Raw genomic sequence first — 19,805 nt, 5'->3', positions numbered from 1 at the left:
TTCAACAGGCCCGCGAAGCCCTGGCCGGCCGGGTGCGCGAGATCCGCGAGGACACGGGGAGCGGGGTCCACGCGGACACGCTGGATGCCGCTTCCACCCTCACCCGGCCCGGCCAGGTCGGTCTGTACGCCCGGGCCTTCGACCGCCTCTCGCAGGGGGGCGGTGCGGGGCGCGGCCGTGCGCTCGCTCGTGGCGGGCGCCTTGGCCTGCCTGGACTGATACGGCAGCCGTCAGGCGGTGGCGGCCCGGGCCGAATCGGGCGCGGCGGCGTCGTCGGTGGTCGGCTCGTCCTGCGCCGGGGTCTGCGGCGTGGGGGTGGCCTGGGTGGCGGGGCCCAGGCGGCGGCGCAGCAGGACGGCGGCCAGGGCGGCGAGGGCGAAGCCCGCTCCGGCCCAGGGCAGGTGGCGGGCGCCGGCGGTGGAGACGACGAGGCCGCCCACCGCGCTGCCGGCGGTGATGCCCAGGTTGGAGAAGGAGATGAACAGGCTGTTGCCGAACTCGGGTGCGTCCTGGGCGTCGCGGGCCAGCCAGCTCTGGCTGACGACGAGTCCGCCGGAGTGCACCGCGCCCCAGAGCAGGACGCCGGCGGTCATCGGCGCGGGCCAGGGGCCGATCGCGTAGAGCAGGGCGTAGAGGAGGACGTAGAGGGCGGGGAAGGCGGTGACGGTGCGCGGGAGGTCGCGTTCCAGGAGGCGGCCGAAGAGGAGGTTGCCGAGGACCATGACGATCCCGAAGGCCATCAGCGCGGCGCCCACCAGGGAGGCGCTCAGGCCGGTGACGCGTTCCAGGTATTCGGCGAAGTAGCCGTAGACGGAGAACATCGCGGCGAACACGCACACGACGGCGAGGACCGACAGCCACAGCCGGCCCCGGCGCAGGATGGCCAGCTGGCCCCGGTAGGAGGGGCGCCGGCCTGCGGGCGCTGCGGGCGCTGCGGGCGTCGCGGGCGTCGCGGGGGTGGGGGGCAGGAGGAGCAGGACGCCCAGGCAGGCCAGCAGGTTGACGCCGGCGCCGAACCAGAACGCGGCGGCCAGGCCCGCGTGTTCGGCGAGGTAGGAGGTGAGCGGCACGCCGAAGGCGAAGCCGACGGTGACGCCGGCGAAGACGGTGGTGGCCGCCCGGGTGGCGCGGTGTTCGGGGACCAGGTCGGCGGCGGTGGTGAGGGCGACGGCGAAGAAGACGGGGTGGAAGAGCGCGGGCAGGATCCGGAAGGCGAACATCACGGCGAAGTCGTCGGTGAGCGCGTACACGGCGTTGGAGAGCGCGAAGACGGCCAGTGCGCTCGCCAGGACGGCCTTGCGGCGCAGGCCGGAGGCCAGCAGGGTGCCGAACGGTCCGGTGGCGGCGACCACGAGGGCGAAGACGCCCACCAGCCAGCCGGCGGCGGAGGGTGTGACGCCGAGGTCCTCGGAGATGCGGGGCAGGACGCCGACGACGCCCATCTCGGTGGTGATGATCCCGAACACTCCCAGGGAGAGTGTCAGGACGGCGGGGCCGGTCTTTCGCATGTGCTGCCTCCGTCCGCCCGGCGCGCGGGGTGTGCGGGCGCACGGCACCCGCCCGCGCATGGGGCTACAAATCTAGATAGTTAGATGGAATGGGGCGAAAAGGAAGGGCGCAGCCCGGGCCGCCCCGGCGGGGGCGGTGGGGTGCGCCCCGGAGGGGGCGGAGCGTCAGAGTTCGTCGCGGGCGTAGGCGGCGAACGCGGCGATCGTCGCCTCGTCGCGGCGGTAGAAGGTCCATTTGCCGACGCGTTCGGACACCAGCAGTCCGGCGTCGCGCAGGATCTGCAGGTAGCCGGAGACCACGGACTGGGCGAGCCCGGACTTCTCCCGGATGTCCGTCACGCACACGCCGATGTGGAAGCCCACGCCGCGCTCGCGGTAGTAGTCCTCGTCGAAGTAGCGCTCGGGCGTCTTGAGCCAGCGCAGGAAGTCCGCCCGCGCCGGGTTGGCGAGCGCCTTGTGGACGGCCAGCGGATCCACCGCGCGCTCCCTTCGCCCGACCCTCGACCAGATGACGTATCCAATATTCTAGATGTGAAGAAGCGTGTCAACCCGGGCCGCCGTCCGCCGGGTTCCCGTGCCCCGGCGGCCTGCGGGCCTACGGGCCGGCGTGGGCCAGGGGCGGGGCGATCGCCTGGGCGTCCACGCCCTCGCCCACCCACAGGCCGATCAGGAACGCGGCGGTCGCCTCCAGCAGCCCGGCCCGCTCCAGCCCCCCGCCGCCCACCGGCTCGCAGCCCACGTCCCGCACCAGGCGCCGCACCGTCTCCAGCGCGCCCGGCTCGTCCCCGCACAGCGGGACGGCCAGCGGACGCCCGTCGAACACCGGCGGGCTCAGGCGCCACACGCTCTCGTGGCACAGGTTGAACGCCTTGACCACGTGCGCCCCGGGCGCGCCCGCCGCGATGCGCTCGGCCGCCGAGGGCCCGGCGCCGGTGGCCAGGACGAAACCCGGGGCCACCGGGTTGGTGCAGTCCACCAGCGTGCGCCCGCCCAGGACGCCGGCCAGAGCGGCGGCCACACCGGCCGCCGCCGCGTGGGGCACGGCGAGCAGGACGGCGTCCGCCCCGTGCCCGGCCGCCTCCCGCACGCCCCCCGTCCGGGCTCCGATCCGCCCGGCCAGGGCCGCGGCCCGGGCGCCGTCGCGCCCGCCCACCAGCACGTCGTGGCCCGCGCGCACCCACTGCCCGCCCAGCGCACCGGCCATGGCGCCGGTGCCGATGATCCCGATCCTCACGATCCCCGCTCCCCTTCTCCCGAACACGCCGACGACATCGACATCGACGATGTCGACGGCATCGACGACGTCGACTGCGCTGACGACACTAGGCACCGGCTCGGGCACCATTCGGTACGTGACCACCGATCAGGACCTCCTCGCCGACTGCCCCGCCCGCCTCGCCTTCGACCTGCTCGCCAACACCTGGAACCCGGTCGTCCTGTGGGCGCTGCGCCACCACCCCCAGCGCCCCGGGCAGTTGCGCGCGCGGATCGGGGGCATCAGCCCCAAGGTGCTGACCGAGACCCTGCGCCGCCTGCAGGCCAGCGGCCTGGTGGAACGCACCGCCCACCCCGGGTCGCCGCCCCGCGTCGAGTACGCGCTCACCGGCCTGGGGGCGAGCCTGCTCGCCCCGGTGGGCGCCCTCGGCGCGTGGGCGTTCGAGCACGGCGACGACGTCATGGCGGCCCAGGACCGCGCCGAAGGCGCGGGGCCCGCCGGGGCCTAGGATTTCTCCGGTGCACCGGAGGAATCTGACAGCGGCGGCCGACGGCGGATCCTGGGGCGGCCTGGGCCTGGAGCTCCCCCCTGCCACCGAGCCGGGGCTGCGGCCGCGGACGGCCAACGGGAACCTGATCGTCCTGTCGCAGGGTCCGCGGGTGGTGCTCACCGCCAGGATCGACGACGACCGCTGCGGCGTCGAGTACTCCCGCACGGACCACTACCGCTCCCCCCTCGCCCCGCTGCGGGCCGCCCGGGCGCGCGCGGTCGCCGGGCCGGGAGCGCCGTCCTGGTACGCCCGCTGGGCGCACCGCTTCGCCGGCGCCCTGCACGCCCGCGCCGACGACCCGCTCCACGAGGGGCGGTGGGTGCTCTCCCCGCGGCTCGCCCGCCAGAGGACGGCACCGACCGCAGGCGGGCCGGGCGGCCAGTGGCGCTCCCTGCTGCTCGACGGCCACCCCGACGGCTACGTCAACTGGTTCGACGGCTCCCGGCGGGTCATGCCGCTGCGCCGGATGCCGCCACCCGACGACCCCCGGGTGAAGGCCTGCCGCAAGCAGGCCCGGGAGGGGATCCTGGCGCCCGTCCTGCTCTGGTGGTTCAGCGGGCTCAACTGCCATGCGGTCCTGGACGGCCACGCCCGCCTCGGCGCCACCATCGCCGAGAACCGCGAGCCGGCGGTCCTGGTCCTGTCCCGCGCACCGTCCGAGGAACGGACCAGGGCCCGGACGGACAAGGCCCTGTCGACCTACCGCCTCACCATGTCCCTCCTGGACGGTCCGCATCCGGTGGCGGACCGCCAGGGCCTGGCCTCGGCGGCGGGCCGCCTGCTCGCCACCCAACTGCACGGCCCCGAGGCCGACCACGCGCCCACCCGCGCATGGCCGATGCCATGAGGCCCACCCGCCCGGCACCGGCCGTTCCCGCCAGGGGCCTTGGCGGGTTCGCGGCCCAGGCGCGGCACTAGAGTGGGACGGTGACCTCGCTGCCGGAAGACCTCTCGCCCCTGGCCGGCGACGACGACCGCGACACGGCCGTGCAACGCCTGCAAGAGGCGTACAGCCAAGGGCGCATCTCCCACGAGGAGATGGACGAACGCCTCCACCAGGCCCTCACCGCCAGGACGCAGGACGCACTCGGGCGGTCCCTGGCCTCGCTCCCCGAGCCGGGCGCGGGCACCGAGACGACGATCGGCGCCGCCACAGGACGCATCCGGCGCAGCGGCGCCTGGAAGGTGCCCCGGACCCTCAAGGTCTTCTCCGCGCTCGGCAGGGTGCGCCTGGACCTGTCCCGGGCGGTCATCGAGCACCCGGTCGTCGACATCGAACTGCAACTCGGCACCGGCGGCGCCAGGATCACGGTGCCCCACGACGCGGTCGTCGACATCGAGGGCATGCACTCCGGCTGGAAGGAGGCCCGCTACAAGCCCCCGCGGCGCCCCACCCCCGGCGGCCCCACGATCCGGATCTCCGGGACCACCGGATTCGGACGGCTGAAGATCCGCCACGCGCGACACTGAGACCCCCCGGGTCGGCCGGCTGCCGTAACTCTCTTCGCTTGACGTGTGGTTGACGATGCGTCATGCCAGGTGACAGCGGTGATTCCCCGCGCTGTTCGGTGCGGGGCCTCGCCGGTTCACCCCTGGACGAGCGGCACGCCGGGTGGCAGCGGCGGCCTCACCGGGAGCCGGAACCCGTGCCGCCGACGTGCCCTGCGCGGCGCCCGTGTTCTCCCGCTCCGATCAGGCCACGGCGTGTTCCGCGTCGAGGACCGCGTCGATCTCGGCCAGTTCCTCGGAGGTCGGCACCCATTGCCCGGCGGCGGCGTTGGCGCGCACCTGCTCGGCACTGCTCGCCCCGGCGATGACCGAGCCGCAGCCGGGCCGTGCGGCGAGCGCGCCCACGCCGATCTCCAGGACGCTCCGGCCGCGCGCCTCGCCCCAGGCGGCGAGGCGTTCGACCGCGTCGAGGCCGGCCTCGGTCACCCGCTCGGGCCGCGACGCCAGGCGCGAGCCCACGGGCACGCCCGTGGCACGGCGCACCTTCCCGGTCAGCAGGCCGTTGGCGAGCGGGTAGAACGGCAGCACACCGAGGCCGTAGTGCAGCGCCGCGGGCACCACCTCCCGCTCCGCGCCGCGTTCGAGCAGCGACCATTCGTTCTGGGCCGAGACGAACGGGACGGCCCCGATCTCCCGGGCGACGTGCGCGGCCTCGGCGATCTGCCAGCCGGCGAAGTTGGAGTGCCCGATGTAGCGCACCTTGCCTTCGCGTACCAGCTCGCTGAGCGCGGCGAGCGTCTCGGCGATCGGCGTGCGCGGGTCGGGGGTGTGCAGCTGGTAGAGGTCGATGTGGTCGGTCTGCAGGCGTCGCAGCGACTCCTCGACCGCGCGCCGGATGTAGGCCCGGCCGCCCTTCGCCCCGGCTGCGGGCCCGTACCCCAGGTCCGCCCGCTGATAGCCGAACTTGGTGGCCAGCACGACCTCGTCGCGCCGCCCTTTCAACGCCTGGCCGAGCAGCGTCTCGGAGCCGCCTCCGGCCCCGTACATGTCGGCGGTGTCGAAGAGCGTCACCCCGGCGTCGAGTGCCGCGTCGACCACCACGCGTGTCTGCGCCGCGTCGAGACGTCCGCCGAAGTTGTTGCAGCCGAGTCCGACCACGGAGACGAGGAGTCCGCTGTTGCCGAGCGTTCGATATTCCATGGGGTCACCCTAGTTCTGGCACGACGACAAGACCGGCCGCCCGACACCCGGTCACCGATCGACCGCTGACCGGCTTCGGAACCACTCGTCCAGCGCGAGGGCGCCCGGCGGGCGCGGTCGGCGGGCGCGGTCGGCGACGGCCCGCAGCAGGGCCTCGGTGCTGCCGGGGGCGGCCGCCCGGCGCCGCACCTCGGCGTGGGCGGCGCGGCGCCCGGGGCTCAACGCCCGCACGGGCAGGGAGAACCGGCCGCGCAGGCACCGCCACCTCGCGACCCTGGCGCAAAGGCGCCTCACACCGGCTCCGGGAACTCGTCGGCGCCTGCGGTGCCGTCGGGGCCCTCGGGGCTTTCGGGGCTTTCGGGGCTTTCGGCGGGGCGCAGGTGGATGGGGTAGGCGTGGATGCCGACGAAGGCGATCGTGCGCAGCGCGCCGACGTCGGTGAGCCGGCGGGCGACGCGGGCGGTGGATTCGGGGGCGAACAGGTCGGTGAGATAGGCAGCGTGGTCGTCGTCGAGGGGAAGGCGGGCCAGGGCGGTGCGCACGGCGGCCAGGGCGTCGGCGAGCCGGGCGAAGGTGGCGGTCCGGGTGACGCCGCCGATCTCGACGGTGACCGGGTGCGGGTAGTCGCGGGGAGGGATGGCAGTCACGACGCGTCCCCGCTCTGGGGTCCGAGGACCGCCCACACCGCTTTGCCGACCCCGCCCGCGCGGGGGCGACAGCCCCATCGGAGGGCGAGTTCGGACACCAGCCACAGCCCCCGCCCGCATTCTTCGTCCCCGCCCACGCGGCGCAGCACGGGCCGGCGGGAGTCGGCGTCGTGGACCTCGATCCGCAGGTCGTCGGCCGAGAGGGCGAAGCGCACGAACAGCAGCCGGTCGGACGGGGTGCGGGCGTGCTGGACGGCGTTGGTGACGAGTTCGCCGAGCACCAGCCCGGAGTGGTCGGCGAACAGTTCACCCCCCGCGTGGTCGGAGAGGAAGCCGCGCAGCAGCCCGCGTGCGGTGGGCACGGACTTCTGGTGGCGCGACAGCCAGCAGGAGTACTCCCCCACGGCGGAGGGCGGGATCTTCAGCGTTTCGGACATGGCGACGCCTCCTCGGCGGCGTGGTGATCCGGGCACGTGAGGCAAGGCCCGAGGACGGTCGGCGGGCATGGAGATGCCCGGGTGACGATCCATCAAGATCACGCTGTGTCTTTCATGGACTACTCCCTGTAGCATGCCACTGCGCCAATGCTGTCTGCAACAAGAACGACTGCAACCGTGCAGATTTGCGAGGCGCGTGGCCCCGACGGTCCGTCACGGGGCAGACTGGGCAGTTCAAGGGAGGAATCGCGCATGACCGACGAACCGAGGCCGACCGTCCGCGGCCGCCGCCTGGGGTCGGAGCTCCGTCGGCTCCGGGAATCAGCGAACAAGACCACCGAGGACGCCGCATCCGCGCTCGCGTGCTCGCGCGCGAAGATCAGCCGGATAGAGACCGGCGCGGTCGGGATCCGCCGGCTGGACCTCGGCGTCCTGATGGGCCTGTACGGCGTCACGGAGCCGAGGGACCGCGATTCCCTTGAGACGCTGGCCCGCGACAGCAAGAAGCGCGGCTGGTGGCACGACTACGGCGACACGGTCCCGCCCGCCTACGCCGAATTCCTCGGGCTGGAAGAGGACGCCCGCTACATTCGGACCTGGCAATCCCTGGTCGTTCCAGGCCTGTTGCAGACCGAGGACTACGCCCGCGCTCTGCTTCAGGCCAACCCCGCCGCCGTCCGCCCGGAACGCATCGACCAGTTGGTCAAGATCCGGATGGAGCGCAAGGAGGTTCTGACCAAGCCCGATCCGGCCCGGTTCTGGGCGATCATCTGGGAACCGGCTCTGCGATGCCCCGTGGGCGGCGCAGAGGTACGCCGGGCGCAGTTGGGCTATCTCACCGAAGCAGCACGACTTCCCAACGTCACACTGCAGGTGGTACCGCTCGATGTCGGCGCGACCGCCGGAGCGTGCGGGGCATTCGTGATGTACGGATTCACAGACTCACCCACGCCCGGCGCGGTGTTCCTGGAGACGCTGACGAAGAGTCACTATCTGGAACAGGAGGCGGAGCTGGACGGCTACGGACTCGCCTTCGAGTACCTGCGGTCAGCGGCCCTGAACCCCGCCCAGTCGCTGGATATGATCACCACAATCGCAACAGAAACGTGAGTACGAGATCAGACAAGAGGGTGAGCGCATGACCAAGCCGGAGATCTCAACTCAGGGCTGGCACAAAAGCAGCTACAGTGCGCAGGCGAGCGAGTGCGTGGAGGCGGGGCGCGTCGTCGTCGGCGGCATGGCCGTCCGCGACTCCAAGGACCCCGACGGCCCCGCACTGGTCTTCCCCGCCGACGCCTGGGCCGCCTTCGTCACCGGAGTCAAGGCCAGCGACTTCCCCACCGCCTGACCCTTCAACCACCTCCGCCACCGCCGGGGCTGCGACGTACCGTGAGCGCCAAGGACCCGCCCCGGCGGATCCACCGGGCCTCGGAGCGGGAGCCGAACAGGACCCGGTAGGACGGGGGCCCGACAAACCAGTGGTTCCGCGCGGGAAGTCGGACCGGCCGACTTCCCGCGCTTCGGTCCGCCCTCGTCGCCTTCGCCGCCCTGCGGGCCTTGGGGACTCGGGGGCGGCGGCCGGCCGCAGCCGGCAGCGCTCCGGCCTCCTGCGGGTGCGGGGTGCGGGGCGCCGCTGCCCCGCCGTGCTCGCCGATGGCGGCGGTCAGGCTCCGGCGACAGTCCTCCGTCTGCGCCCCGGGCTTGACACCGGGCAGAAGACTGCGCGGCTGCGGCCCGCCGGCCTCGACACTCAGCTGGCAGCGGGGCGCCCCACGCACCCACCACACCGCCTCGACCAGCAGAATCACCAGGCCGAACAGAACGGCGAGCACGAGAAGGACCGGAAAGCCGTCGGAACAGGCCGCGCCGCCGTCCGGCGGAAGGCCGTGAACAGGTCCGTACAGCCGCAGTGTCTGCAGCAGGTTCCGCTGGTACCACCGCGGCAGCTCGAAGTGGCTCCACTGAGGAGCAAGTTGACCTGGCTCCAGTTGTCCCGTCCCGGATGATCTGGTCGTCATCACGGCTGGATGGTCGGCCATGTCTGGTAGTTCTTGGGGATCAACGAGCGGCGCCGATCCGGACCTGCGCAACAGCGGTCTCGGCACGTACCGCTCCCGAAGAGCACGACGAAGGATTCTGTGAACAAGACCGACCTGATCGCGACGGCACCCTCGATCGCGGCCGCCATGGCCGCCGCCGACGTGAGCCCCGACATCCAGCTGACCCAGACCCGCTACCGGGCCGCACTCGTCTCCAGCTGGGGCATCCCGGCCGGAGCGTCGGTCCTGGAGGTCGGCTGCGGACAGGGTGACATGACGGCCGTCCTCGCCGAGGCCGTCGGCCCGCAGGGCCGGGTGGTCGCGGTCGACATCGCGGATCCGTCGTACGGCGCCCCGGTCACCCTGGGGCAGTCGGCGGAGCGCCTCAAGGCGACGCCTCTGGGCTCTCGCATCGACTTCCGCTTCGGCCTGGACGTCCTCGACGAGGCGGTCACCTTCCCCGACAGCGGATTCGACTACGCCGTCCTGGCACACTGCTCCTGGTACTTCGCCTCCCTGGACCAGCTGCGGGAGACCCTCGCCCGGGTCCGCCGCTGGGCACGGAACCTTTGCTTCGCCGAGTGGGACCTCGCACCCTGCTCGGCCGACCAACTGCCCCACCTGTTGGCCGTCCTGATCCAGGGGCAGATCATGGCGAGCGGGTCGCGGGGCGAAGGCAATGTGCGCACTCCGTTCTCCCACGCAAGCCTGCTCCGGGTCCTCGCGGCGACAGGCTGGGATCCCGTCCCGGGGCAGCCCGTGGACACAACCGCCCTACAGGACGGCGACTGGGAGGTGGACGCCTGCACGGCACTGCTCGACACCGTCGACCGGATGGCCGAGCTGCCGCAGCCGGTACTGGACCTGGTGCTGAGCCAGGCGGATGTGCTCCGGTCCCTGGCGAAGGACCACGGCAACACGCCGCTGCCGGCCTACTCGCTGACCGCCCGCTGAGCGGACCGGGACGCCGGTCCGGGGCCGCGACCGCCCGACGGGCGCGAACCGAAATCGGGCCCGGACCAGGCCGCGCGTCCGGTCGACATGCCCGCGCCCGAGTGAATGCGGTACGCCGTCCGCCCGGCACGTCGGGGTGAGTCCGGCGATCACGGTCCTGTCGGAGACCGCTCTGTGGTCGCGGTCATGTCGGGAGGCCGGCGTCGGGATTGCCGCGGGTTGGACCTGACCGCGCCGCGCAAGCAGAAGCACACCATCGAACAGGCCTTCCAGCGGCTGGCGAGCCCGTACGACTTCCGCGACGCGCCCTACGACACGGTGCGCGACTACATCGACAAGCGCCGCCCGGAGACCGCGGACGAGGAGCGCGAGGGCCACCGGCACGTCGACGGGATGGTCCCGCGGATCCACCTGCCCGGCGAGGAAGCCGAGGTGGGGCCTTCGGTCACCGGCAGCAGTCATATCCGCCGGCCCGGAAACCCAGTGCCGGCCCGGCGATTGCCCGCTCCCGTCCAGCCACCGCGGCACTGGGCGACCAGCAGCCCGATTCGAGTCGGGTCGGCTGACACCACGCACCTGTCGGGGAACGCGGCCCGTCGGCCGAGACCACGGCGGCCACGACCTCCCCCGCGCAGGTGTCGGAGACGCCAGGGACGCCCAACTCTGTTGTAACGGCGCCCCCTTGCGGGGAGCAGCGGGGCCGCGGGAACGCTTCGCCCCGGGGCGCACCCGCCCCTGGCGGTGGACGCGGCGGCGTGGGAAGTCGGACCGGCCGACTTCCCGCGCCGTCCCCACGTCCGGGCCCGCAGAACCATCACGGCCCCGCACCCGTAGTCGCGTTTGACTATGGGTCGTAGTCGTGTTCGACTAGTGCTGTGAGCACTTCGCGACTCTTCGCACTCAGCGCGCTGGCCCGGGGCGGGCCGATGCACGGCTACCAGATCCGCCAGGCGGCCCAGCTCGACCGCACCGAGCTGTGGACCGACGTCAAGCCCGGATCGCTCTACAGCGTCCTGCACCGGATGGCCGACGACGGCCTGGTCGAGGTGGTGCGCAGCGAGAAGGTCGGCAACCCGCCCGAGCGGACCGTCTACGCGATCACCGACCGGGGCCGCCGGGAGCTCGCCGCCCTGCGCGACGCGGCGCTGGGCAGGGTGCGCCTGCTGCCCGACCCGGTCGACCTGGCCCTGCAGTACACCGCGGACCTCACCGACGAGGACCTGGCCGGGGCCGTGGCCGCGCGCCGGCGGGCCGTGGCCGACCAGGTGGCCCTGTTCGAGGAGCAGTTCGAGGCCGCCAGGCCGGACCTGACCGGCCTCGAACCGTGGATCTTCGAGCACTGCCTCGCCCGTCTGAAGGCCGACCTGGCCTGGCACGACGACCTGCTCGGCACCCTGACGAAGAACACCCCGTCGAAGAACACCCCGTCGAAGAACACCCCGTCGAAGAACACCCCGCCGAAGAACACCCCGGCAAAAAACACCCCGCCGAGGAACACCCGGAGGACCCCGTGATACTCGTGACCGGCGCGACCGGCACCGTCGGCCGCGCCCTCGTCGGCCACCTGACCGCCCTGGGCGCCCCCGTGCGCGCCGCCACCCGCCGCCCCGACCGGGCCCGCCTGCCGGGCGGCGTGGACGTCGTCGGCGCGGACCTCGGCGAGCCGGACAGCCTGGCCGCCGCCCTGCGGGGCGTGCGCAAGGTGTTCCTGCTCTCCGACGGCCCCGACATCCCGCGCCACGACGCCAACCTCGCCGCCGCGGCCGCCCGCGCCGGCGCCGAGGCCGTCGTCAAGCTGTCCTCCGGCCGGGCCGCCGACCCGGACGCGGACGACCCCGTCGCCCGCTGGCACCGCGCGGGCGAACAGGCCGTCCAGGACAGCGGCCTGGCATGGACGTTCCTGCGCCCGATGGGCTTCATGTCCAACACCCTCGCCTGGGCCGGGACGATCCGCGCGGCCCGCACCGTGCGGGCCCCGTTCGCCGCCGGCCGGGTCTCCGTCATCGACCCCGCCGACATCGCCGCCGTCGCGGCCCGCGCCCTGACCGAGCCCGGACACGACGGCCGGGCCCACCTGCTGACCGGCCCCCAGGCCCTCACCCCCGGCGAGATGACCACGATCCTGGCCGACGTCCTGGGCACCCCGCTGGCCTTCACCGAGATCCCGCCCCACGCCGCCCGCCGGGCACTCCTGGACCACGGCCTGCGCCCGGAGACCGCGGACGCGGTCATGGCGCTGCGCGCCGCCTCCCTGGAACCGTTCGCCGCGACCGTCACGCCCGCGGTCCAGCAGCTCACCGGCCGCGCGGCGACGCCCTTCCGGGCCTGGGCCGAACGCCACCGCGAACAGTTCACCGAGGAACCCGGCGCGGAGCCCGGCGCGGAGCCCGGCGCGGAGCCCGGTCGTGGCTGACACCCACCGCAAGCAGCCCGGCGCGGAACCCGGCGGCGAGCCCGGCGGGGAGCCCCGCGGGGAGCCCGGCCGTGGCGGCGTCCACCGCGAACCCGTCGCCCTGGCCCCCGGACACGGCGGGCGCCGCCACGTGCCGGGCAGCCCGTACGTCGTCAAACTCGCGGGCGCCCAGAGCGGCGGATCGATCGCCGTCCTGGAGTCCACCTTCGAACCCGGCCAGGGCGCACCCCTGCACCTGCACCGCGGCCACGACGAGACGTTCTACGTCGTCAGCGGCGCGTTCCGCCTGCGGTGCGACGAGCACACCACCGAGGCGGGCCCCGGCGCCTTCCTGCACGTCCCGCGCACCCACCCGCACTCCTTCACCGCGATCGGCGACACCCCCGCCACGATCCTGGTGACGCTGACCCCGGCCGGCTTCGAGGAGTTCTTCATCGAGGCCGCCGCCCTCGCCGCCGACGGCCGCCCGAACCGCCGGATGATGCAGACCCTCCTGGCCCGCTACGACCAGGAACTGGTCCCCGACACACCGCAGGACCACCACAGGCCGGACGGCCGCTGAGGCCACCGTCCGAGCGGCCCGCGTCAGCGGTAGGTGCGCAGCACGTCGAGCAGGTCGCCGGTGTGGCCGTCGCGCGCGCCGAAGTGGGCGGCGCAGCTGAGCTGTTCGCGCAGGTGGAGCAGCCGCATGCGGTCCTGCCAGCCGTCGGTGAGGGGGTGGTGTTCGCGGTAGGCGTCGAAGAAGCGGGCGGGGACGCCGCCGGTGCAGAACATCATGCTCAGGTCCGTCTCCGCCCACGTCCAGCACACCGCCGGGTCGATGAACGCCGGTGTCGCGTCCGGGCGGGCGAGGATGTTGCCGTGCCACAGGTCGCCGTGGGTGAGGACGGGTGGTGCGGCGGGGAGGAGTTGGGGCAGCCGGTCGCAGATCCGTTCCAGGTCGGCGCGGCCCCGGGGCCCGAGCACCTGGCGTGCCAGGGGTTCGTCGAGGTAGCGCAGCAGGCGGTGGCGGGCGAAGAACTCGTGTCCGTCCTCGGTCCAGGGGTTGCGCTGTGCCAGGCGGCCGAGCCAGCCGTCCTCGGCCCAGCCGAAGCGCTGTCCGGTGGTGGCGTGCAGGCCGGCCAGCGCGTGTGCGGCGCGTTCCCAGAAGCCGGTGTCGTGCGCGGGCGGCTGTTCGAGGGCTTCCAGGACCAGGCCGTCCGGGTGAAGGGCCAGCACCCGCGGGGTCGCCAGCGCGCCGTGGGTGCGCAGGGCTTGCAGGCCCTGGGCCTCCTTCGCGTACGCGTCGGGGGCCAGTGCCGGGGTGGACTTCACCACCACGCGTCCGCCGCCGGCCAGGGTGACCAGCCAGACGGTGTTCGCGGCGCCGCCGGCCAGGCGCACCGCGTGCGCCGGCGGGCCGGGGAGCAGGTGCGGCGGCGGACCGTCGTGTCCGGCGGCCGCCTCATCGGTGTTCTGCGCAAGATCTTCCATGGCGGGCCCCTTTCCCGCGCCCGGCGCCACCGACTCCGGCCGGCACCGGATTTCGCCGCCCCGGGGGCAGCGGCAGGACCCGCGCCAGGCCTGCCGGGGTGCGCGGTACAGTCCGCTGCATGAACGAGAACGTGCGCGCCCCGTTCGGGAACTTCACCCTCGTCCGCGCGGCGATCGAGGTCTGCGGCGACCTCGCCGCCCCCGTCGCCGACGCGTTGAAGAACGCGGACGCGCAACGGTGGGCCGGATCCGTGCTGTACGTGGACACCGACCCCGACAAGGCGGACACCGCGGTGTTCTGCCAGGCCTACGACGTGCCGCTGGAGCTCTCCGCGAACTGCGTGGTGGTCGCCGCCAGACGCGGCGGCGACGTCACCTTGGCCGCCTGCCTGGTGCGCGCCGACACCCGCCTGGACGTCAACACCGCCGTGCGCAGGCACCTGGGCGCGCGCAAGGCCTCCTTCGCGCCGGTGGACGTCGCCGTCGCCGCCACCGGCATGGAGTACGGCGGCATCACCGCCGTCGGCCTGCCGGACGGCTGGCCGCTGCTGGTCGACGAGGCGGTGGCCGCCGCCGATCACGTGCTCATCGGCAGCGGGCGGCGGCGGGGCAAGCTGATCCTGCCCGGCTGGGCGGTGGCCCGGCTGCCCGGCGCCGAGGTCCTCCCGGGCCTGGCCGCCTGAGCCCGGCGGGGCCGTGGCCGGGCACCATACCCCGCAGTACCTGAGTGGACGTCAAACCCGGCTGAGGCTGACCTTGGGGGTCGGGCGGCGGGATCTGGGCGGAACACGGTCGAAAGGGTGGACATGGGAAACCTCAGCGGGAAGGTCGCGCTGGTCACCGGCGCCAGCCGGGGCATCGGGCGGGGCATCGGGCGGGGCATCGGGCGGGGCATCGCCGAACGCCTGGCCCGGGACGGCGCCCTGGTCGCCGTGCACTACGGCAGCAACGAGGCGGCGGCGAAGGAGTGCGTCGCGGCGATCGCCGGGGCCGGTGGCCGGGCGTTAACCGTGGGCGCCGAACTGGGCGTTCCCGGCGACGTGGACACCCTCGTGGGCGGGCTGGAGGCCGGGCTGCGCGCGCACGGGGAAGCGGCGCTCGACATCCTGGTCCACAATGCCGGGCTCAATCTCATGGGGCGCCCGATCGAGGTCCTCACTCCCGAGGAGTTCGACGAGATGGTCGCGGTCAACGTCAAGGCGCCGTTCTTCCTCACCCAGCGGCTGCTGCCACGGCTGCACGACGGCGGCCGGATCATCAACATCTCCTCCGTCTCCACCCGTATCGCCTCCGCCCACGGCATCGGCTACCCGCTCACCAAGGGCGCCCTGGAGGTGTTCGGCCACACCCTGGCCAAGTACCTCGGACCCCGCAACATCACCGTCAACTCCGTCGTCGTCGGGTTCACCCGCACCGACATGACCGCCGACGTGCTGGCCGACCCGGCGAACCTGGAACGCAACCTCGCCCTGACCGCCCTCGGCCGGATCGGCGAGATCCCGGACATCGCCGACGCGGTCGCCTTCCTCGCCTCCGACGACGCCCGCTGGATCACCGGCACCAAGATCGACGTCACCGGCGGCGTCAACCTGTAGCGGCCGCAGCGGGGGCCGCACCGCGCACAGGCCGTACCGCGCGCAGGCCGTACCCGGGCCCGGGCAACCCGCCGCCCCGGGCGGCCGCGGGAGCTGCCCCGCCCGGCGGGCGGGACGGCGGGCAGGACGGCGGGCGGGCGGGACGGGCCTCGCGGCACAGCGGACCCCTGTGCCGCGGACGCCGCCAACGCCTCGCGCACCACCGCCGGTTCGCCCGGCGGCACACCGGCGGCACACGGCCGGATGGCCGGAGCACCCGGACCCCGCGCGGAACCCGGCGCCGCGTTACGGGAGGTCGGGCGCCCCCGGCCCCGGCACCGCCGCCGCCGGGTGCCCGAACCACAGGTGCAGGGCCGCGCGCAGCTGTTCGGCGGCGGTCTGGGGTGCCTGGTCGGGTGGTGCGGTCCAGGCGGCGTGGCCGTCCGGGCGCACCAGGACCGCGGGCGTGTCGGGCAGGGCGCCGGGCCGCACCGTCGCCGCGCTCACCCGGTCCGCCCAGGGGCCGGCCGCCGTGCGCAGCGCCTCGGCCGCGGTGGTGTCCTCCAGGAGCAGGGCGCCGGCGCCGGTGTGGGCCAGCAGTGGTATCAGGGCGCCGTGTTGGAGGGTTTCGTCGTGGAGGGTGTCGTGTTGGAGGGGGATGTCCGGGACCATCGCGCCTTCCCAGGGGTGGCCGCTGCCGTGGGGGGCCGGGTAGCGGGTGGCGATGCCGGTGATCTCCTCGGCCAGGGGGCCGGCCGTGTCCTTGGCCTGTGCGAGTTCGGCGAGCAGGTCGCGCACCGGCGCGAGTTCCTCGTCGTCGCCGGCGAGCAGTGCCTGGGCGCGGGTGTTGCGCAGCAGTCTGGCGCCGGCCGCGTGCCGTTCGGTGTGGTAGGTGTCCAGGAGGGTTTCGGGGGCTTGTCCGCGGGCGACGAGGGCGAGTTTCCAGCCGAGGTTCATCGCGTCGTCGATGGCGGCGTTGACGCCGATGGCGCCGGCGGGCGGGTGGATGTGGGCAGCGTCTCCCGCCAGCAGGACCCGGCCCTGGCGCAGCCGTTCGGCCAGGCGGGCGGCGTCGCCGAAGCGGGTCAGCCAGTGGGCGCGGGCGATCGGGACGCGGTGTCCCAGGGCGTGGTCCAGTGCCTGCTGGAAGCGGGGCAGGGTGAGGGGTTCGTGCCGGTCCTGGGGCGGGTGGGGGTCTGCGGTGATCAGGCGGACGTAGCCGGGCCTGGGGATGGCGAACACGGTGCCGCCCGGGCCGGTGTTCACGCCGAAGGGGATCTGCCGGGGGTCGGTCAGGACCACGTCCGCGAGCAGGGTGAAGCGGCGGGCGGGGGTGCCGGGGAAGGCGATGGCGGCGAGTTTGCGTACGGTGCTGCGGCCGCCGTCGCAGCCGGCCAGCCAGCCGGCGTGCAGCAGTGCGGGGCCGTCGGGGGTGTCGGTGTGGGCGTGGACGCCGTCGTCGTCGAGGTCGAGGGCGTTCAGGCGGTGGCCGCGCAGGATGCGTACGCCCAGGTGGTGGGCGTGTTCGGTGAGGATCTCCTCCACCCTGGTCTGGGCGATGCCCAGGACGTAGGGGTGGCGGGTGCGCATGGCGGCGAGGTCGAGGCGGGCCTGTGCGGTGAACGCGGTGGTCGCCGCGGTGGGGCCTTCGGCGAGGAGGCGTTCGGCCAGGCCGCGGCGTTCCAGCAGTTCCAGGCTGCGGGCGTTGAGGTTGAAGCCGCGGCAGAAGCCGGGCGGGGCGGGGTCACGTTCCAGGAGCACGGTGCGCACGCGGGCCAGGGCCAGTTCGCAGGCCAGCATCAGGCCGGCGGGGCCGGCGCCGACGACCAGGACGCCCGCGTCTGCGGCCCCGGGCGCGGCGGCTCCGGGCGCGGCGGCCCCGGGCGCGGCGGCGGGTAAGCGCTGTCCGGTACCGGCCGGCGCGGACATGGGCGTGGCGGCGGGGATGGGTGCGGGTGCGGGGGTGTCAGGCATCGGGGGCGGCCTCCGGCCAGGCCAGGGTGCCCTGTTCGATCTCCTCGGCGGTGCGCAGGACCCATTGGCGTTCGGCGTGCAGCATGGCGTGGGCGTACTCGGCCTCGATGACGAACAGTCGGGGGGCGTGGTGTTCGTGGGTGGCGCTGTGGTGGGCGTGTTCGCTCTCGGTGATGCGGGTGTGCAGGGCGGCGGCCCGTTCGCGCAGTGCCTGGGCGGCGCGGTGTGGTCCCAGGGCGCCGAGGTAGCTGACGGCGGACAGGAATTTCGGGTATTCGCGGGAGGGTTCGCGGATGAGTTCGTCCAGCCACTGGGTGAAGTACTGGCGGCCCTGGGGGGTGTGGCGGTAGACGGTGCGGGTGGGGCGCGCGCCGACCTGTTCGGTGTCGGTGGCCTCGATCCAGCCGTCGCGGGCCAGGGCGCGCACCGTGTCGTAGAGCGAACCGGTGGTCAGTTTGAAGGCCTGGTCGAGGTGGCGCTCGCGCAGGGTGGTGGCCATGGCGTGGGGGTGCAGGGGCTGTTCGAGGAGCAGGCCGAGCAGGGCCAGGGCCAGGGGGTTGGCGGGTCGTTTGGCGGTCATGGCACTCCGTGGTCGCACGCGGGGCCCCGGGGCCGGGGCCCCGGGCGTGATACTCGGATCGTACTACTCGGATCGTACTACTCGGATCCGAGTATGTGGAGGGGGTGGCCCGGGTCGCCCGCCGCCGGGCCGTGCCGCACCGGCCGCGCGGCGCGGGGGAGTTCGGGCCCGGCCGCGGCCGGGGCGCCGCCGGGTGCGATCATGGCGGGCATGGCTTTCGACGACGCACGGCCCCGGGCCGGCCTGGTCCATGAGCGCTGGCGTGCCCGCGAGGCGCCCCACGGGGACTTCATCGTGTTCGGCGACGGGTCGCTGTCGGTGATGCGGCTCATGCGGCTCTCCCCCGCCGACCGGCTCCACGACCCGCGGGCCCAGCAGTGGAGTTGGGGGGAACTGCTGCGGGCCGGCACGTGGACCCCCACCGACTGGACGGACGTCGACACGGTGTTCGCCACCAGCACCCACGCCGGCAGCCGCGCGCTCGCGGGCGAGGCGTCCGAGCACGGCAGCATCGGCTGGGTCGCGCTGACCCGCGACGACGAGGAGAACACCCTGGAGTGGCTCGCGATCTCCTGCTCGTCCAACCCGTTCGCCGACGTCGCCCTGGACGACACCACGGTGACCGCCACCAGCACCCTGGGACGGATCTGGACCTTCCCCCGCGACGCCCCGCAGCAGGTACGGATCACCGAGGACCCCGACTACCCCTGGCACTCCCCGGCCGGGCCGGCGGGCCCCGCCTCCTGAGCCGCCCGGGCCCAACCCTCCCTGCGCCCGGCCCGGTTCGGCCCAGCCGGTCCAGCCCGGCCGGCCGACACCACCGGGCGGCGGGTCCGGGCGGCGGATCCGGGCGGGACGGCGGATGACAGCGGCCTCGCGGCGCCCTTCGCCGCTACCGTCGCCCGCATGGCCGACGAGAACTTCACCCACCCCCGGCTCGCCGCGCTCTACGACGCGCTGCAGGCCGGCCGCGACGACCTGGACGTCTACCTCGCCCTCGCCGCGGGCCTCGGCGCGCGCACGGTGCTGGACCTCGGGTGCGGGACCGGGGTGTTCGCGCTGCTGCTGGCCGCACGCGGGGCCGAGGTCGTCGCCGTGGACCCGGCCCGGGCGTGCCTGGAGGTGGCCCGGGCCAAACCCGGCGCCGGGCGCGTGCGCTGGATCCACGGCGACGCCAGGACCCTGCCCCCGCTGCGGGCCGACCTGGTGACCATGACCGCGAACACCGCCCAGGAGATCACCGACCCGCGCCTGTGGCACGCCACCCTCGCCCGGGCCTTCGCGGCGCTGCGCCCGGGCGGGCACCTGGTGTTCGAGACCCGCGACCCGGCCCGGCGGGCCTGGGAGGACTGGCACCGCGACGCCACCCGCACCGTCACCGACGTCCCCGGCACCGGCCCGGTCGAGACCTGGATCGACCTGGTCGCCGTCGACGGCCCACTGGTGACCTTCCGCTGGACCTACGGGTTCACCGCCGACGGGCAGCGGCTCACCTCCACCTCCACCCTGCGCTTTCGCCAACGCGGCGAGGTGGAAGCGGACTTGGCCGCCCACGGCTTCATCCTGCGCGAGGTCCGCGACGCCCCCGACCGGCCGGGCCGCGAACTCGTCTTCATCGCCGCCCGGCCACCGCAGCCGTAGACCCGCGCCACCACCCGGCCGCCCGGTCGCCCCACCGTCCGCCCGTCCCTGCCCCGGATCCGCCGTGCGCGCCCGGGTGACGGGGCGCCACCCCCGGGACACGGGCACCGAAAGCCTCCCCCGGGCCGTCACCGGGCAGGCTCCGGACCG

The 19,805-nt window shown here is 74.2% G+C and carries 23 protein-coding genes; 13 read left to right on the top strand and 10 right to left on the bottom strand.

The features are described 5' to 3' along the window. Positions 1 to 230: 230 nt before the first annotated feature. The 3 genes from ACIP37_RS31870 to ACIP37_RS31860 form a co-directional block, all read right to left on the bottom strand. Positions 231 to 1,508 carry an MFS transporter gene (locus tag ACIP37_RS31870; RefSeq protein WP_400810488.1) on the bottom strand — a complete coding sequence of 426 codons (1,278 nt, stop codon included), beginning with the start codon at positions 1,506 to 1,508 and terminating at the stop codon, positions 231 to 233. Between the two features lie 165 nt (positions 1,509 to 1,673). Then, entirely contained in the window at positions 1,674 to 1,985 is a 312-nt protein-coding gene (locus ACIP37_RS31865; protein ID WP_363588103.1) for a helix-turn-helix transcriptional regulator, read from the bottom strand. A gap of 118 nt (positions 1,986 to 2,103) precedes the next feature. After that, a complete protein-coding gene (locus tag ACIP37_RS31860; protein WP_363588168.1) occupies positions 2,104 to 2,742 on the bottom strand; it encodes an NAD(P)-binding domain-containing protein in 639 nt (212 codons plus the stop codon). A 118-nt stretch (positions 2,743 to 2,860) separates the two neighbouring features. Here ACIP37_RS31860 and ACIP37_RS31855 point away from each other — a divergent pair, with 118 nt between their 5' ends. From ACIP37_RS31855 to ACIP37_RS31845, 3 genes are all read left to right on the top strand, one after another. Next, the gene (locus ACIP37_RS31855; RefSeq protein ID WP_363632315.1) at positions 2,861 to 3,232 is read left to right on the top strand and encodes a helix-turn-helix domain-containing protein; all 372 of its coding nucleotides are present in this window, start codon (positions 2,861 to 2,863) and stop codon (positions 3,230 to 3,232) included. Positions 3,233 to 3,242: 10 nt separating this feature from the next. After that, positions 3,243 to 4,121 (top strand): hypothetical protein, encoded by an 879-nt coding sequence (locus ACIP37_RS31850; protein ID WP_400810491.1) that lies wholly within the window; start codon positions 3,243 to 3,245, stop codon positions 4,119 to 4,121. Between the two features lie 80 nt (positions 4,122 to 4,201). Then, positions 4,202 to 4,744, top strand: a complete 543-nt coding sequence (locus ACIP37_RS31845) for a DUF1707 domain-containing protein (protein WP_363588098.1) — start codon at positions 4,202 to 4,204, stop codon at positions 4,742 to 4,744. Positions 4,745 to 4,966: 222 nt separating this feature from the next. Here the strand turns inward: ACIP37_RS31845 and ACIP37_RS31840 are convergent, their stop codons facing one another. The 4 genes from ACIP37_RS31840 to ACIP37_RS31825 all read right to left on the bottom strand — a co-directional run bounded on the left by ACIP37_RS31840 (position 4,967) and on the right by ACIP37_RS31825 (position 7,007). Beyond that, a complete protein-coding gene (locus tag ACIP37_RS31840; RefSeq protein WP_400810493.1) occupies positions 4,967 to 5,923 on the bottom strand; it encodes an aldo/keto reductase in 957 nt (318 codons plus the stop codon). Positions 5,924 to 5,974: 51 nt separating this feature from the next. Further along, positions 5,975 to 6,145 (bottom strand): hypothetical protein, encoded by a 171-nt coding sequence (locus tag ACIP37_RS31835; RefSeq protein ID WP_400810495.1) that lies wholly within the window; start codon positions 6,143 to 6,145, stop codon positions 5,975 to 5,977. A 68-nt stretch (positions 6,146 to 6,213) separates the two neighbouring features. Continuing rightward, positions 6,214 to 6,570, bottom strand: a complete 357-nt coding sequence (locus ACIP37_RS31830) for a hypothetical protein (protein ID WP_400810497.1) — start codon at positions 6,568 to 6,570, stop codon at positions 6,214 to 6,216. Beyond that, complete coding sequence (locus ACIP37_RS31825) at positions 6,567 to 7,007, bottom strand: ATP-binding protein (protein ID WP_400810499.1); 441 nt, start codon at positions 7,005 to 7,007, stop codon at positions 6,567 to 6,569. Before ACIP37_RS31825 ends, ACIP37_RS31830 begins: the two co-directional genes overlap by 4 nt. 252 nt (positions 7,008 to 7,259) lie before the next feature. Here ACIP37_RS31825 and ACIP37_RS31820 point away from each other — a divergent pair, with 252 nt between their 5' ends. The 6 genes from ACIP37_RS31820 (at position 7,260) to ACIP37_RS31795 (ending at position 12,975) form a co-directional block, all read left to right on the top strand. After that, positions 7,260 to 8,117, top strand: coding sequence for a helix-turn-helix domain-containing protein (locus ACIP37_RS31820; protein WP_400810501.1), 858 nt, complete (start codon positions 7,260 to 7,262; stop codon positions 8,115 to 8,117). 28 nt (positions 8,118 to 8,145) lie between these two features. Next, positions 8,146 to 8,355 carry a DUF397 domain-containing protein gene (locus tag ACIP37_RS31815; RefSeq protein WP_400810503.1) on the top strand — a complete coding sequence of 70 codons (210 nt, stop codon included), beginning with the start codon at positions 8,146 to 8,148 and terminating at the stop codon, positions 8,353 to 8,355. A 790-nt stretch (positions 8,356 to 9,145) separates the two neighbouring features. Then, the gene (locus ACIP37_RS31810) at positions 9,146 to 10,000 is read left to right on the top strand and encodes a class I SAM-dependent methyltransferase (protein WP_400844918.1); all 855 of its coding nucleotides are present in this window, start codon (positions 9,146 to 9,148) and stop codon (positions 9,998 to 10,000) included. Positions 10,001 to 10,875: 875 nt separating this feature from the next. Then, on the top strand, positions 10,876 to 11,514 hold the full coding sequence (locus tag ACIP37_RS31805) for a helix-turn-helix transcriptional regulator (RefSeq protein WP_400844915.1): 639 nt from the start codon (positions 10,876 to 10,878) through the stop codon (positions 11,512 to 11,514). Continuing rightward, the gene (locus ACIP37_RS31800) at positions 11,511 to 12,413 is read left to right on the top strand and encodes an NAD(P)H-binding protein (protein ID WP_400844912.1); all 903 of its coding nucleotides are present in this window, start codon (positions 11,511 to 11,513) and stop codon (positions 12,411 to 12,413) included. The genes ACIP37_RS31805 and ACIP37_RS31800 overlap by 4 nt, the downstream gene beginning before the upstream one ends. Then, a complete protein-coding gene (locus ACIP37_RS31795; RefSeq protein WP_400844909.1) occupies positions 12,406 to 12,975 on the top strand; it encodes a cupin domain-containing protein in 570 nt (189 codons plus the stop codon). Before ACIP37_RS31800 ends, ACIP37_RS31795 begins: the two co-directional genes overlap by 8 nt. 23 nt (positions 12,976 to 12,998) lie before the next feature. Here the strand turns inward: ACIP37_RS31795 and ACIP37_RS31790 are convergent, their stop codons facing one another. After that, positions 12,999 to 13,886: a fructosamine kinase family protein gene (locus tag ACIP37_RS31790; protein WP_400810510.1), complete on the bottom strand. Its 888-nt coding sequence runs from the start codon at positions 13,884 to 13,886 to the stop codon at positions 12,999 to 13,001. A gap of 119 nt (positions 13,887 to 14,005) precedes the next feature. Between ACIP37_RS31790 and ACIP37_RS31785 the strand changes: the two genes are divergently transcribed. Both ACIP37_RS31785 and ACIP37_RS31780 read left to right on the top strand, forming a co-directional pair. Then, positions 14,006 to 14,569, top strand: a complete 564-nt coding sequence (locus ACIP37_RS31785) for a YbaK/EbsC family protein (protein WP_400810512.1) — start codon at positions 14,006 to 14,008, stop codon at positions 14,567 to 14,569. A 123-nt stretch (positions 14,570 to 14,692) separates the two neighbouring features. Further along, positions 14,693 to 15,481, top strand: a complete 789-nt coding sequence (locus tag ACIP37_RS31780; RefSeq protein WP_400810514.1) for an SDR family NAD(P)-dependent oxidoreductase — start codon at positions 14,693 to 14,695, stop codon at positions 15,479 to 15,481. Between the two features lie 285 nt (positions 15,482 to 15,766). On the opposite strand, the gene ACIP37_RS31775 is transcribed toward ACIP37_RS31780, so the two are convergent. Then, entirely contained in the window at positions 15,767 to 17,434 is a 1,668-nt protein-coding gene (locus ACIP37_RS31775; RefSeq protein WP_400844906.1) for an FAD-dependent monooxygenase, read from the bottom strand. Then, complete coding sequence (locus ACIP37_RS31770; RefSeq protein WP_363589049.1) at positions 17,427 to 18,014, bottom strand: PadR family transcriptional regulator; 588 nt, start codon at positions 18,012 to 18,014, stop codon at positions 17,427 to 17,429. Before ACIP37_RS31770 ends, ACIP37_RS31775 begins: the two co-directional genes overlap by 8 nt. Positions 18,015 to 18,224: 210 nt before the next feature. Between ACIP37_RS31770 and ACIP37_RS31765 the strand changes: the two genes are divergently transcribed. Both ACIP37_RS31765 and ACIP37_RS31760 read left to right on the top strand, forming a co-directional pair. Next, positions 18,225 to 18,761: a hypothetical protein gene (locus ACIP37_RS31765; protein ID WP_363589047.1), complete on the top strand. Its 537-nt coding sequence runs from the start codon at positions 18,225 to 18,227 to the stop codon at positions 18,759 to 18,761. 159 nt (positions 18,762 to 18,920) lie between these two features. After that, on the top strand, positions 18,921 to 19,655 hold the full coding sequence (locus tag ACIP37_RS31760) for a class I SAM-dependent methyltransferase (protein WP_400810519.1): 735 nt from the start codon (positions 18,921 to 18,923) through the stop codon (positions 19,653 to 19,655). Positions 19,656 to 19,805: the final 150 nt, after the last annotated feature.

It is taken from the genome of Kitasatospora sp. NPDC088861 (assembly GCF_044750105.1).
Classification (GTDB): domain Bacteria; phylum Actinomycetota; class Actinomycetes; order Streptomycetales; family Streptomycetaceae; genus Kitasatospora.
Note: the sequence above shows the minus strand (reverse complement) of the source record. Positions and strands in the feature narration are given on the sequence as shown.